Below are 12895 nucleotides of genomic sequence, written 5' to 3'. Positions count from 1 at the left end.
GATTCCATCCGAACAATCATAAAGGGGAATAAAATGAAGAAACTTGCACTTATCGCCTCGGTCATCATGGCAACGTTCGGCGTTGCTGCTCCGTCCCATGCGGCCGATGGTGTCATTCGTTTCGGCGTTGCCGCCGAGCCTTACGCACCCTTCTCCGTCAAGGACGCAAGCGGAAAATGGACCGGCTGGGAGATCGACCTCATGGACGCCGTCTGCAAGCAGATGAAAGCCAAGTGCGAGGTCGTTGATATTGCCTGGGACGGTATCATTCCCGCTTTGCTGGAAAAGAAGTTCGACGTCATCTGGAGCTCGATGTCGATCACGGACGAGCGTAAGAAAGTCATCGACTTTACCGATAAATACTACTTCTCACCAAATGTGCTCGTCGGTGCGAAAGCCGACACGCGCGTCTTCGACGTAACGAAGCCCGAAACGTTCAAGGGTGTCACCGTTGGCGCCCAAACGGCCAGTCTTCAGGCAACCTACCTCCAGCAGAAGCTGACGGGGATCGCAGACCTCAAGATTTATCCGACGCTCGATGACGAAACTGCCGACCTTCAGGCCGGGCGTGCCGATCTGATCGCTGCTTCAGGAATCCAGATCTCTGACTTCCTGAAGAAGCCCGAGGGACAGGCGTACGAGGTCAAGGTAACCCTGCCACAGGAAAAGATGTTTGGCTATGGCGACGGTGGCGGCGTCCGCAAGGAAGACACAGCCCTTCGGGATCGCCTGAATGAAGCTCTCAAGGCGGTTCGAGCCAGCGGCGAGTACGACGCGATCACCAAGCGCTACTTTGATTTCGATATCTATGGGGAATGATCTTCTGATCTCGCAAAGGTGCCGGGCTCCTTGACGGGAGGCCGGCACCAGTCTCATTGAATTGGAAGCCCCGTATGGATTCGACACTGTCTTGGCTGGGTCTGCTCAGCTATGGAGATCAAGGCTGGGGAGATGAGCTCCTGAAAGGCGCTTATCTGAGCATCGGCATTTCGGTCACGGCCTATTTGATCGGTCTTTTGCTCGGGTTGCTTGGAGCGGTCGCCAAAATCTCGAAGAACCGCCCGGCAATCGTGGCCGCAAGCGTCTATACGACGGTCATCCGTTCGGTGCCTGACATCCTGATCATATTCCTGATCTACTATACGGCAACCGATGCAGTCCGATCTGTCTTGGCTATGACGGGTTTGGCCGCGGACTTTCAGCTGAACGGCTTCGAGGCTGCCGCCCTGTCACTTGGTGTCGTTCAAGGGGGGTATACGACTGAGGTATTGCGCGGGGCGATCGTCGCTGTGCCCCGGGGTCAATCGGAGGCGGCCTATGCGGTCGGATTGAAGCGCTGGCAGACCTTCTTTTTGGTTATCCTGCCGCAAATGTTTCCCTTAGCACTCCCTGGCCTCGGAAACCTGTGGCTGATCGTGCTCAAGGAAAGTTCGTTGGTCAGTTTGATCGGCTTCACCGAGCTCGTTCTTGCCGGCAAGATGGCTGCCGGAGCAACTCGCCACTACCTTCTGTTTTACTGCGCGGTCGGCGTCATCTTCCTTGTCATGTCGGGCCTATCGACCATGATCCTGCACTTCATCGAGGTCAGGGCTTACCATAGCTGGAAGCGGAGATAAGCATGAGCGATTTCGCTACATACCTGTCAGGGCAGATATTTTCAGGGCTCCAGACGACCATTATCTTGTTCATCGCCTGCGCGGCCGCCGGAAACCTCCTGGCCCTCCCGCTTGCGCTGGCGCGGATTTCGGAGAGGCGGTGGCTGCGATACCCTGTGATTGCCTTCATCCTGCTGTTCAGAGGAACACCGCTACTCGTCCAGCTCTATGTATTCTATTTCGGGATCGGTCAGGTTTTGGCGACGATACCTGCGATCCGGTACAGCGCGTTCTGGCCGCTTCTTCGCACTGCCAACACCTATGCCTTCGTCACATTGTCGCTGAATACTGCAGCATATTGCGCGGAAATCTGGCGTGGTGCAATTCTAGGCGTCTCGCAAGGACAACGCGAGGCTGGCCTGTCTCTCGGGCTTTCAAAGTATCGGATTATGCGCTCGGTACTGTTACCCCAAGCGTTCCGCCTGGCGTTGCCGTCTATCGGTGGCCAGAACATCCTGCTGCTCAAAGGCACAGCGCTCGCAGCGTCGATCACAGTCTTCGAACTGATGGCGTCGGCAAACTTCGTCAGGTCCCAGACGTTCAGGGTCTACGAACCGCTTCTTGCCGCAGCCTTGGCTTATTTCCTGCTTGCGGTGATCATCACGTCCGGCTTCAAGTTCATGGAAGACCGAATGCCCCGCTACTGAGAGGGTCGATTCTGGATCCGATACGCAGACTCGACATACGAATGAGGCCCGGCTTCGTTGCGTCGGGCCTTTTATTGCAAACTAGGACGCCGAGGCCCTAGTGCAGGATCTGGCTGAGGAACAGCTTGGTGCGCTCGTGCTGAGGATTGTCGAAGAATTCAGCCGGCGAATTCTGCTCGACGATCTGGCCCTGGTCCATGAAGATCACGCGGTTGGCGACCTGGCGGGCAAAGCCCATCTCGTGGGTGACGCACAGCATCGTCATGCCTTCTTCGGCGAGTCCGACCATGGTGTCGAGCACTTCCTTGATCATCTCAGAGTCGAGCGCCGAGGTCGGCTCGTCGAACAGCATGATCTTCGGGTTCATGCAGAGCGAGCGGGCGATCGCCACGCGCTGCTGCTGGCCGCCGGACAGCAGGCCCGGATACTTGTTGGCCTGTTCGGGTATCTTGACGCGCTTGAGGAAGTGCATGGCGATCTCTTCCGCCTGCTTCTTCGGCATCTTGCGCACCCAGATCGGCGCCAGCGTGCAGTTTTCGAGGATTGTCAGGTGCGGGAAGAGGTTGAAGTGCTGGAACACCATGCCGACTTCGCGGCGCACTTCGTCGATCTTCTTGAGATCGTTGGTCAGCTCCGTGCCATCGACGAAAATATGACCCTTCTGGTGTTCTTCCAGACGGTTGATGCAGCGGATCATCGTCGACTTGCCGGAGCCGGACGGGCCGGCGATGACGATGCGCTCGCCGTTCATCACCTTCAGGTTGATGTCGCGCAGCACGTGGAAATCACCATACCACTTGTTCATGTTGACGATCTCGACGGCAACATCGGTCGCCGACACGGTCATCTTCTGCGCTTGGGATTCTGTCATTGCCGGTCCCCTTTTAGGGTTGATCGCGCCGCTGCGGGCGTGGTGCGGGAGATCGCGTCTGTTTTCAAACAACAGGGCGGAGCCGGAGAAATCCGGCTCCGCCCTGTTGGGTGCGTCCTATGTGTTCCACCTATTGCCAGGCGTCCTTATGGGATCGCGACGGTGAACTGGATTTCGACGCGGATGTCGGGCAATCCGAGGACGGCCTCGACTGTCGCGCGCGCGGGCGGCTCATCCTTGTCGATCCAATCGACCCAAGCTCTGTTCATCCCGTCGAAATCGCCGATGTCACGCAGCCAAATCGTGGCGCTCAGAAGCATTGACCGGTTCGATCCGATTTTTTCGAGGTAGGCGTCGGCCTTTGCCAGGATCTGCGTGGTCTGCCCGACCGTGTCGAGAGATTTGTCATCGGCAGTCAGACCAGAGAGATAGGCAATCTTGTTGTGGACGACCACGCGGCTAAGGCGTTCGGTCTTGTCGATGCGTTGTGGTTTCATGACCGCGCTCCCATTCCATTCTTGGCTGCCAGGAATCGATCCGGGCGAAAATCGGTGAGGCTCTCGTGAGCCTGGCCACCGACGACCTCTTGCGCGACTGCCTTGCCGAGATGAGGCCCGATCGAAACGCCGCTATGCGTCACGGCAACGTAATAGCCTTCGACACCGGGGATCCAGCCGCTGCAGGTCAGGTTGTCGCTCGGGATTGGCCGCACGATCGTGCGAATGGATTCCATGTCTCCCTTGCGGACCGCTGGCAGCACTTTCTGGACGGCCTCGAGCAGAAGCAAGGCTTGCTCGCCCGCCGGATCCAGTGGCTGTATTTCGGTAACCGTGGAATCGACCGAGATCTTGTGAATCATCAGACGACCCGCGCCGTCCGGGCGCACGTCGAGATCGTCCATGTGGAACTGGCGACGAAGCGTGGTCGCGATGGGCAGGGTGAAGCCCAGGATACCCATGTTCGATGCCATCGGGATCGACGGCACACCGTCCAGACCGTTCGCCGCCCAGCTTCCCGTGCAGTTGATGATCGCATCGGCCTCATAGACCGACCCGTCGATAGTCTTCACCGCCTTCGCTACGCCGTTGTGAACGTCGATCGATGCGGCGCCACAGAAAGGCCGGACCTCGGCGTTCCACTTTTCCTTCGCTGCGCGCAGAAGCCAGGCAACGTAGAGAGCCGGGTGCACCCAGCCTTCTTCGGGATAATAGACGATCGGCGAATTGCTGATGGCGGAATGGTCGATCTCAGGCTCGAGCTCTGCCAGGCGCGCCTTGCTGATCCATTCGACGCCGTAGCCCCAATTGCTCATCAGGTCGGCATTGTCGCGTTGCGCGGCCCAGTCGCTTTCGTTGGAATACCACTCGATGCTGCCGCTCTGATGAAACCACGGCGCGTGACCGAATTCGCGCGCCAAATCGAGATGGGCGCGCATACCAGCGACATTGAGCGCGAAATAAGGCTGCGGTCTTTTCCCCGTAGCATTTGTCCATGCGAAGCTGGTCGCCGATGCTCCGCCGCCAATTCTGCCTGCTTCCAACACGGTTACCTGAGCGCCGGCCTTAGCCGCCTCATAGGCCACGGAACTCCCGATGATCCCCGACCCTATTACAACGACGCGCATGTCCTTCTCCTGTCTATTATCGATTTCAGCGGAGCAGGCTTACCGTTAAAGGCGCCTGCGATCCGGGTACGATGCCTCGATCTATGCGAGACGAGAGCAGTCAGGGTCAAACAACCGAGGAGGGGCTGCTCATAAACAATAGTTATGAAGCTGGTGACGACCCCGCTGCATTCGGGAATTGGCCGATAAGTTATGACAAACCGGCCTGAACTGGCGGCGGCGAGTTATGAACTTCGTCGGCATCGATCGCGCGAAGAATGTTATTTCAAACCAGACGACAATCTTCGAGGCGACGATGGCATCTTCCGCACCACGTAAATCACCCGCCGGATCACGCCTGCTCATCATCGACGGGCCGACCGCGGACCGCCTCGTCAGCGTGGAGGAGGCCATCGCTCTCGCGGAGATCGCCCTGCGCCGGACGTCCGACGGAACGGCGCATCAGGACATCAGGCGTACACTCGACTTGCAAGGTGAGGCGGGCCGCTGCCTCTCGATGATGTATGGCTCGGTGGAAGATATTGCGCACTTCGGCGCCAAGGTACAATCGGTCGCGCCGCTGAACTTCGAGCGCGGCTTGCCGTCGCATCAGGGCGGCGTTCTTTTGTTTGAACGGGAGACGGGCAGACCGGTGGCGCTGGTCAATGCCAGCGCCGTCACGGGAATGCGAACACCGGCGGCAAGCGCGGTCGCGACCAGGACGTTGTCACGGGAAGACGCGTGCGAACTTGCGCTCCTCGGTTATGGCGAGCAGGCTGAGCGCCATATCGAGACGCTCGGCGCCATCCGCGCCCTGTCGCGGGTGCGCGTCTGGGGAAGGGATTTCGCCAAGGCGAAAGCCTTCGCCGAGAAAAACCGCCGAGGCGGGCTGGACGTCGTCGCCTTCGACACCGCTCGCGATGCGGTGGACGGCGCGGACATTGTCTGCACCGTCACCTCCGCGCAATTTCCTGTTTTGAAGGGGGAATGGCTGTCGCCGGGTACACACGTCAATGCCGTTGGCGCCAGCGTCGCAGCGCTCCAGGAAATCGACTTGGACTGCGTCAAGCGCTCAAGCATTTGGGTCGATTACATGCCGATGGCTATGACGCAGGCGTCGGATATCTTCGAACCGCTTTCCAGGGGGATCATCGATCAGTCGCTAGTGATCGGCGAGATCGGTAGCGCGCTGAATGGTTCGATCCGCGGGCGCAACAACCACCGCGAGATAACGCTCTACCGTTCCCTCGGCGTTCCCGCCCAGGATATCGTCTTTGCCAATTTCATCTATCAAAAAGCCGTGGACCTTGGTCTTGGCACAGAAGTTTCATTGTGAGGTTCTGAAATGCTTCCCAGCCAAAGACATGAGTTTTCTATTCCTGATCATGTGACCTATCTCGATGCGGCCTATATGTCGCCGATCCCCAATATCTCCGCGGAGGCGGGCAAGCAGGGTACGCTTGTCAAAGCAGCTCCCTGGGAGATGACGATTGGTAACTATTACGACGAGGTCGAACGGGCCCGAGAGTTGGCCGCTTCCTTTATCGGCGCAACGATCGACGACGTCGCTGTTATACCAGCGACCAGCTATGGGATTGCCGTTGCTGCGGCCAACGTGCCGGTTGCTCCCGGCTCCGTCATCATCATGATGGAAAACGAGCACACCTCCCATCGCTATGCCTGGTATGAAAAGGCAAAGGCCAAAGGGGCGATCGTCGTAACCGTCCCACGGCAACCGGGCGAAGAATGGGGTGCGACACTTGCTGCAGCGATCCGCTCGTCGAGCGCCCCGGTTTCGGTCGTCGCCGGCACCATCGTGCACTGGTTCGAAGGCACCAGCGTCGACATCGAGGCGGTTGCCGAGGCCACGCGCGATGTTGGTGCGAGCCTTGTCATGGATGGGACGCAGTGGGTCGGCGCGGTACCGTTCGATGTGGCGCGCATTCGCCCGGACTTCCTGTCGTTCGCCACCTACAAGTTTCTTCTTGGCCCATACCGGCTGGCTTTTCTGTACGCAAGCAAGAGGTGGCAGGCAGAAGGACGACCGATCGAATTCCACTCCTGGAACCGGGTAGGCGGCGAACGCTCGGATTTTTACCTGCAGACCATGCCTGACTACCTGCCAGGAGCGCGTCGGCTCGATATGGGCGAACGGTCCGACTTCGCCGTATTGCCGGTCGCGATCAAGTCGCTTGAGCTGCTTCAGAGTTGGGGAGCGGTCGCAGTCTACGAGCGTCTCGTTCACCTCAACAAGCTGATCTGGACCGTGGCGGAGAGGCATGGTTTTACCGGGCCAGTCGAAAAGCTGCGCGCACCGCATATTTCGGTGGTAGAGCTCGGCAACAAGTTCCGGCCGGAGCTTGCAAGCCAGCTGAAGCAAGCAGGGGCGATTGTCACGATTCGTGGGACCAAGATGCGGATCACGCCGCATGTTTATAACGATGAACAGGATATCGCGCGCCTGTTTTCACTCGTCGAAGCCTTGACGTCGTGACAAGCGGGCCGCGTCTGGTGATAGCCAGTTTGGCCCTCATCGTTCGCTCAGCGACTTGATCTCCCGATCGACAGTATTCATGACATCCCGCGTTGCTTGGACAAGGTGCTCGATGAAGGTTTCGGCGACTGAAGACGCGATTGTCCCCCACGGCCTGTAGACACTGAGATTGATGTCTAGTTGTGGATGGAAGTCGCGTATTTCGATCGGCAGATCGCGCGCCATCCAGGCTGACAGCCTGTCAATCACAGATACCCCGACGCCATTGGCCACTAGATTGACGCAGGTGTTTGACAACGCCGCCTCGACTTTGAGCGAGCGTTTGATGCCGCGCTCCTCGCAAAGAGCGTCCAATTGCCGGCGCATCGGATCTCCGGAGCCCAGAGAAACGAAATCCAAGCCATCGAGATCGTCAGCCTGGATGACGGAAAGCCGGCTGAGCGGATGGCCCTTCGGCATGATGCAAACGGGTGGGGTCGCCGTCAGCGTGCGACGAACGACAGAGGAGGTTTCATCATTGACCTCCGCGGCAACACCAATATCGAGCTGGTTGCGGCTGGCGCGTTGGACGATCGTGGACGAACTTCTGATGTCGATTGTGACAGCCACATCTGGATACTCCCTGGTGAAGCTGGCGACGATCGACGGCAGCAATGTCAAACCGAATGCCGGCAGCGCGGTTATATTCAGGCGGCCGCTGCGGAGTTCGCGGATTTCCTTGGCTGCCGTCGAGATGCCGCGAACGGTTTCGAACATGCGCTGGACTTCGGCATACAGCATGTGCGCTTCAGGCGTCGGGATCAAGCGCTGGCGATGGTTCCTGAAGAGTGGAAAGCCAGCCTTGTTTGTCAGATTAACCAGCATCTTGCTGACCGCTGGCTGGGTAATATTAAGGGCGTCAGCTGCCTTTGTCGTTGTCCCGTGGGACATAACGGCAGCAAATGCTTCGATTTCTCGCGGGGTAAATTCGCCTTCGTTCATATCAGATAGATCTTCGATGATGTCTAGATTGCGCTCTCTTTATAACCCGATGTGTGGCCAACTGTTATGAACTTTTTCCGCACCGAAAGAAATCGGCGCTGTCCTCGCGTGCATATTGCATCCGGACCTTCCTTTGTTCCGGTCCGTAGATTCTGGGAGTGATTGCGGCAGCTCAACGAGCGTCTTTAGCGAGGTCTTGGAACAAGAGGCGGAAGCAACCTAGAAAAATCTTCGTGATTGGTGCTTCCTGGGGTGGCACAGGGAGCCTGGCCGCGAGGACCGCCCCAAAGAGAAGAGCGGACGATCAAACCAAAGACATCCCATGGAACTTCCTCAAAATAGCCGAGCGATACCGCATCGCTTCAAGGAGTGCCGGTAACGCCCAAGCTCGTGATGTCGCGTAGGCGCCAAATGTTTGGCAGGTCGCGGGTTCACACCCCTTCAAAAGCAGGGGAGCTCAAACCCCAGATAAAAGGCCCGGGATAGGGCGTTCTTCCTTCACCTGATCCGCAACCCAACCGCTAAAGCGAAAGGAACAAGCGCTCAATATCATCTCGGCTGTCACCTCGCGCGAGACACAGTGCCAACAAGATCCGCGCCTTCTCAGGGCCGATATCGCCGCCAGCAATGATTCCAAGCTGTCTGTGCTGGGCACTATCGACTATCAGTCCGGAACCAGTCCTCGACGATTGAACAACGACCAACCCGGCTTCTATCAAATCCCTTAGGGCGGCCGTTTCAGCGGGCGTTCCCATTCCCGGCCCGAAACCCGCGGACACAATGCCCTTTGCACCGGCCGCGGCAAACGCGCGAGCCGCGGTTCCATCGGCCCCGATGTGGCTGTAAGTAATATCGACTCTTGGCAGGGATCGAAGGAGCAAATGGGGAAAGACCGATTGCGGGGCATTATCAGATTTCGACATCCGCACAAACGGACCATCCACATACCCGACCGGTCCTGCCCAAGGGGACTGAAAGGCGCCGACCCGCAACGTATGAGTCTTCGTCACTAACCTCGGCGAGTGAATCTCATCATTCACAACAACCAGAACTCCGGTGATGGAAGATGTCGACGCAACGCGAACTGCCGCCGCGAGATTGGCATGAGCGTCGGTCGATATGCCAGTCAGCGGCCGCATGGACCCCGTTAGTATCACCGGTTTCTTCGCTTTGAGCACGAGGGAGAGAACCCAGGCGGTTTCTTCCAGACTTGCTGTGCCATGTCCGATCACGATCCCTGCAAGATCTGGATCCTCCATAAGTCCAAAGCACACTTCCGCGAGTTCTGCCCAATCCTCATTTGTCAAAGCGGTGCTGTCAATTTCCCGAAAGTTGATCGGAATGATCTCGGCTATTTTGCCTTGAATGCGGGCGTGCTCAATCAAGGAAGCCGCATCAACCCTTTGGTTACTTGCGTTGTAATCCAGGAGATCGAATTGGTCTTTGCCCAGAGAGGCGATCGTTCCGCCGGTTCCAATGAATGCGACCTTTGAAAGCATGATGTTCCAATCTGGCATAAACGGTTTCTGCCCAGACGGTTCGTTATCCGACAGAGATTTGAAACGAAAGTGGAGGTTGGATTGCCCGTGCGAGGGTGACCGGATAGCTCAGCTAAGTCGCCGCGGCAAGCTGCTTGCATTGAGTGGGAGGCATCGATCGATCTCTAGATTTGAAGCCTTGATTTTCGGCGGAAATGAAATTGAGTGGCATATCGGATCCGAACGTCAATTACGAACTGTTGGAAGTATGCGATGAACTTGCGTCAGGTGGAGATCTTTAGAGTTGTGATGACGAATGGGACCACGGCCCGAGCGGCCGAAGTACTGCATGTTTCTCAGCCTGCGGTCAGCAAAATGATCAAGGATCTTGAACGGTCTCTTGGTTTCGACCTGTTCAGCCGAATAAAAGGGAGATTGCATCCCACTCCCGAAGGGCAACTTTTTTATCGTGAAGTCGAACATGCCTATCTTGGCTTGAGTCATCTTCGAGGGGCTGCAGCGCGTATTCGGGATTTTGGATCCGGCGAGTTGAGAATCGCTTGCCTTTCGGCTTTATCCACGAATGTTCTTCCACGGGCATTAAGCGCGTTCATGTCTCGTAACCCCAATGTTGCCATCACGTTTCAGGCGCGGATGTCGTCGACGGTTCGCGACCTCGTCGCCTCCGGCCAGTTCGATCTTGGTATTGTCGCCGATGAAATAGACCAGACGGGCGTCACGGTCGCTGAATTTTCCCAGTTTCGAGTTGCTGTCGGAGTGCCGGACGGTCATCCGCTTGCCAAGCTAGCGATAATACGCCCGCAAGATCTCGATGGCATCCCGTTTATCGCTCTCGCGCCGGAGGATACCACCCGAGAAGAAGCTGAAGCCGTTTTCGACGAGCTCGGCGTAAAGGTGAGGGTCGTGATGGAGACACCGTACTCGACAACGATCTGCGCAATGGTTGCGGCAGGCATCGGCGTTGGACTTGTCGATCCACTGACAGCCGAACCCTATATCGGTCGCGGTCTGACACTGATCCCGTTCGAGACTGGGTTGTATTTCCGCACGCTACTCATCACGCCACCGAACCGGATTGCCTCGCGACATCTTGAAGAGTTCATCAACGATCTCAAACAGGCTATCTAGTCATTACGCGTCGGAGAGCAATCGGGTTAGCGGCGGCACCAAAGTTGCTCCGCCCTTCTCTCCAGATCGACAACCGAACCTCCACTTTCGGTGAAGGTTCGATCTCCTCATTTGCTAGCCGGGGCGGCGCCAGAGGACCGGGAACCAGTCTTCCCTGAGCCGATCCCCTGTTTTCATATCGTGGCCTGGAAAGGGTGGGGAGGTACGACCTGGACGTTCAACGTATCGGACGTCGTCCCCGATGAGCCTGAGCGAGAACGCGCGACGTCTCGTCGTGCTTTGATTGCCGCGCGCACCATGCAGGACGTAATAGTTAAACGCGACCGCATCGCCTGGCTCCATTTCCCATTCCCGTACGGGCATTCCTTCGGCATCAGGGTCCGGCACTGGCATGTAAAGATCGTCGTCCGCATAAAAGTTCTCTTCCGATAACCAGCGTGTCGGCAGAACCGGTTTATCCCAGAGGTGAGAACCAGCGACGCAGCGCAGCGACGCCTCACGGACGGGGTCCAGCGGTGACCAGAAACTAACCGTTTGTCGTCCCTCGACGAAGTAGTACGGGCCGTCCTGGTGCCAGGGCGTCGGCTTTGCGGTGCCGGGCTCCTTTACCAGTACATGGTCGTGAAAAAGCTGCACCGTGTCCGATGACATAAGGTCTGCCGCTACCTCTGCCGCCGGTGAGTTGTGGATGACCCTACTGAATTCATCGATCCGCTGCCAATTGCAGTAATCGTCGAAGAACCGGCCGCTGTCTCCTGCCTTCAGGTTCTCAGCGGCGTAAGGACCAGGCTCCGCCATGTTGACCTCGACCCCTCGCCTGAGCGTCTCAACATGATCCTTGAACAATCCTTTTATCAAAACGACGCCGTCATTTTGAAACGTGGTGATGTGGTCCGGTGTGAGAAGCGGATGTGTCAATTGGGTGTCCCTCCATGCTTGAGCTTGCACGGTGGACGAGTGAGGAATTAATTTCTAATAATATCTTCGAAAGAGAGGTATAACTTCATGTTGCATGTTTCCCTGCGCCAGTTGGAATACGTGGTGGCAGTTGGCAAAGCAGGTAGCTTATCGGCCGCGTCAAAGCTCCTGAGCGTATCGCAGCCGGCGATTTCAGTGGCTATAACGCACGTGGAGGGCCGTCTGGAAGAGCCGCTGTTCATTCGCCGCAAGGGTGTGCCCATTTTTCCGACCGCGTTCGGGAGAGTTTTCCTTAAAGATGCGGAGACGCTTCTGAATGACGCCGAACGATTGGAGAAGCCTGGGGTTCTGTCCCAGCGACGCCAACGCCGGATAACCTTAGGTATCCTTGAGGAACTGGCGCCGGTATGGTTCGCACCGGTTCTCGTGCGGCTCACGAAAGAATATCCAGACATCGAATTCCGCGCCCTCGAACTGTCGTTCGACACGCTTACCAGGGCGATCTTATCAGGACAGATCGATCTCGGACTGACCTATGATCTGGGGCTCGATGGCAGCTTCGATCGGGACGTTCTCTTTCGCGTAGCCCCTCGGATATGGACCGCTCCTGACACCCAAATCGCAACTCGCAGCGACATCACTCTCGCGGAAATCGCGGATCTCCCGCTCATCCTATCTGACCAGGGCCTGTCGATCCGGCATATCCTGGGCCTGTTTCACGCCATTGGCTTCAATCCCGTTGTAAAACACCGAGCGGCGTCGATCGAGTTGCTCCGCAGTTTGTCTGCAAATGGAGAGGGCTACGGCATAAGCTATACAAATCCGCCAGGCTCCATGACATATGACGGTTTACAGGTTGCCCGGGTACGGATCAGCGATGCTCATGCCATCGAACCCATCGTTCTAGTCTCAACCGGTTCTCAGCCGGAACCCATAGGCCAAGTACGGGCGTCTGTCGCTGACTTTGTCGCTCGTCGTATTCCCGTCTCGGAAGCCTGAAACCTTTTTTCGAAGATGCCCGCAGCGCCGGCCGCCACCCGCGCGTCCTGCAAGCATTCCCCAAACACAGGCAATCCAATGGAGGCCAATGCTATAACCT

General features: G+C 57.4%; 13 protein-coding genes. 7 read left to right on the top strand and 6 right to left on the bottom strand.

What is annotated here, in order from left to right; genetic code table 11:
- The first annotated feature begins 33 nt into the window (after positions 1-33).
- The 3 genes from J2X76_RS30775 (at position 34) to J2X76_RS30765 (ending at position 2302) form a co-directional block, all read left to right on the top strand.
- On the top strand, positions 34-819 hold the full coding sequence (locus J2X76_RS30775; protein ID WP_310221616.1) for a transporter substrate-binding domain-containing protein: 786 nt from the start codon (positions 34-36) through the stop codon (positions 817-819).
- Positions 820-893: 74 nt separating this feature from the next.
- A complete protein-coding gene (locus J2X76_RS30770; RefSeq protein WP_310221614.1) occupies positions 894-1616 on the top strand; it encodes an ABC transporter permease subunit in 723 nt (240 codons plus the stop codon).
- A 2-nt stretch (positions 1617-1618) separates the two neighbouring features.
- The gene (locus J2X76_RS30765; RefSeq protein WP_310221613.1) at positions 1619-2302 is read left to right on the top strand and encodes an ABC transporter permease subunit; all 684 of its coding nucleotides are present in this window, start codon (positions 1619-1621) and stop codon (positions 2300-2302) included.
- Positions 2303-2399: 97 nt separating this feature from the next.
- Here J2X76_RS30765 and J2X76_RS30760 read toward each other — a convergent pair whose 3' ends face one another.
- The 3 genes from J2X76_RS30760 to J2X76_RS30750 form a co-directional block, all read right to left on the bottom strand.
- On the bottom strand, positions 2400-3173 hold the full coding sequence (locus J2X76_RS30760; RefSeq protein WP_310221611.1) for an amino acid ABC transporter ATP-binding protein: 774 nt from the start codon (positions 3171-3173) through the stop codon (positions 2400-2402).
- Between the two features lie 146 nt (positions 3174-3319).
- On the bottom strand, positions 3320-3670 hold the full coding sequence (locus J2X76_RS30755) for a RidA family protein (RefSeq protein WP_310221608.1): 351 nt from the start codon (positions 3668-3670) through the stop codon (positions 3320-3322).
- The gene (locus tag J2X76_RS30750) at positions 3667-4821 is read right to left on the bottom strand and encodes an NAD(P)/FAD-dependent oxidoreductase (RefSeq protein ID WP_405030130.1); all 1155 of its coding nucleotides are present in this window, start codon (positions 4819-4821) and stop codon (positions 3667-3669) included. Before J2X76_RS30750 ends, J2X76_RS30755 begins: the two co-directional genes overlap by 4 nt.
- Before the next feature lie 202 nt (positions 4822-5023).
- Here J2X76_RS30750 and J2X76_RS30745 point away from each other — a divergent pair, with 202 nt between their 5' ends.
- Positions 5024-6112: an ornithine cyclodeaminase gene (locus J2X76_RS30745; protein ID WP_310221604.1), complete on the top strand. Its 1089-nt coding sequence runs from the start codon at positions 5024-5026 to the stop codon at positions 6110-6112.
- A 9-nt stretch (positions 6113-6121) separates the two neighbouring features.
- On the top strand, positions 6122-7270 hold the full coding sequence (locus tag J2X76_RS30740; RefSeq protein WP_310221602.1) for an aminotransferase class V-fold PLP-dependent enzyme: 1149 nt from the start codon (positions 6122-6124) through the stop codon (positions 7268-7270).
- 36 nt (positions 7271-7306) lie between these two features.
- Here J2X76_RS30740 and J2X76_RS30735 read toward each other — a convergent pair whose 3' ends face one another.
- Complete coding sequence (locus J2X76_RS30735; protein WP_310221600.1) at positions 7307-8251, bottom strand: LysR substrate-binding domain-containing protein; 945 nt, start codon at positions 8249-8251, stop codon at positions 7307-7309.
- 521 nt (positions 8252-8772) lie between these two features.
- A complete protein-coding gene (locus J2X76_RS30730) occupies positions 8773-9768 on the bottom strand; it encodes an asparaginase (protein WP_310221598.1) in 996 nt (331 codons plus the stop codon).
- 234 nt (positions 9769-10002) lie between these two features.
- Between J2X76_RS30730 and J2X76_RS30725 the strand changes: the two genes are divergently transcribed.
- Complete coding sequence (locus tag J2X76_RS30725) at positions 10003-10878, top strand: LysR substrate-binding domain-containing protein (RefSeq protein WP_310221596.1); 876 nt, start codon at positions 10003-10005, stop codon at positions 10876-10878.
- Between the two features lie 114 nt (positions 10879-10992).
- Here the strand turns inward: J2X76_RS30725 and J2X76_RS30720 are convergent, their stop codons facing one another.
- Positions 10993-11796: a phytanoyl-CoA dioxygenase family protein gene (locus J2X76_RS30720; protein ID WP_310221594.1), complete on the bottom strand. Its 804-nt coding sequence runs from the start codon at positions 11794-11796 to the stop codon at positions 10993-10995.
- 87 nt (positions 11797-11883) lie between these two features.
- On the opposite strand from J2X76_RS30720, the gene J2X76_RS30715 reads away from it, so the two are divergent.
- A complete protein-coding gene (locus tag J2X76_RS30715; RefSeq protein ID WP_310221593.1) occupies positions 11884-12795 on the top strand; it encodes a LysR family transcriptional regulator in 912 nt (303 codons plus the stop codon).
- Positions 12796-12895 lie beyond the last annotated feature (100 nt).

The organism is Neorhizobium sp. 2083 (genome assembly GCF_031455615.1).
Lineage (GTDB): Bacteria > Pseudomonadota > Alphaproteobacteria > Rhizobiales > Rhizobiaceae > Neorhizobium.
The sequence above is the reverse complement of the archived record's forward strand: the minus strand, read 5'-3'. Positions and strand labels throughout refer to the sequence as shown.

Bases quoted from the DNA above. Each gene is read 5' to 3' on its own strand.
- J2X76_RS30775 (WP_310221616.1), top strand. From the start codon at position 34: ATGAAGAAACTTGCACTTATCGCCTCGGTCATCATGGCAACGTTCGGC.
- J2X76_RS30770 (WP_310221614.1), top strand. From the start codon at position 894: ATGGATTCGACACTGTCTTGGCTGGGTCTGCTCAGCTATGGAGATCAA.
- J2X76_RS30765 (WP_310221613.1), top strand. From the start codon at position 1,619: ATGAGCGATTTCGCTACATACCTGTCAGGGCAGATATTTTCAGGGCTC.
- J2X76_RS30760 (WP_310221611.1), bottom strand. From the start codon at position 3,173: ATGACAGAATCCCAAGCGCAGAAGATGACCGTGTCGGCGACCGATGTT.
- J2X76_RS30755 (WP_310221608.1), bottom strand. From the start codon at position 3,670: ATGAAACCACAACGCATCGACAAGACCGAACGCCTTAGCCGCGTGGTC.
- J2X76_RS30745 (WP_310221604.1), top strand. From the start codon at position 5,024: ATGAACTTCGTCGGCATCGATCGCGCGAAGAATGTTATTTCAAACCAG.
- J2X76_RS30740 (WP_310221602.1), top strand. From the start codon at position 6,122: ATGCTTCCCAGCCAAAGACATGAGTTTTCTATTCCTGATCATGTGACC.
- J2X76_RS30735 (WP_310221600.1), bottom strand. From the start codon at position 8,251: ATGAACGAAGGCGAATTTACCCCGCGAGAAATCGAAGCATTTGCTGCC.
- J2X76_RS30730 (WP_310221598.1), bottom strand. From the start codon at position 9,768: ATGCCAGATTGGAACATCATGCTTTCAAAGGTCGCATTCATTGGAACC.
- J2X76_RS30725 (WP_310221596.1), top strand. From the start codon at position 10,003: ATGAACTTGCGTCAGGTGGAGATCTTTAGAGTTGTGATGACGAATGGG.
- J2X76_RS30715 (WP_310221593.1), top strand. From the start codon at position 11,884: ATGTTGCATGTTTCCCTGCGCCAGTTGGAATACGTGGTGGCAGTTGGC.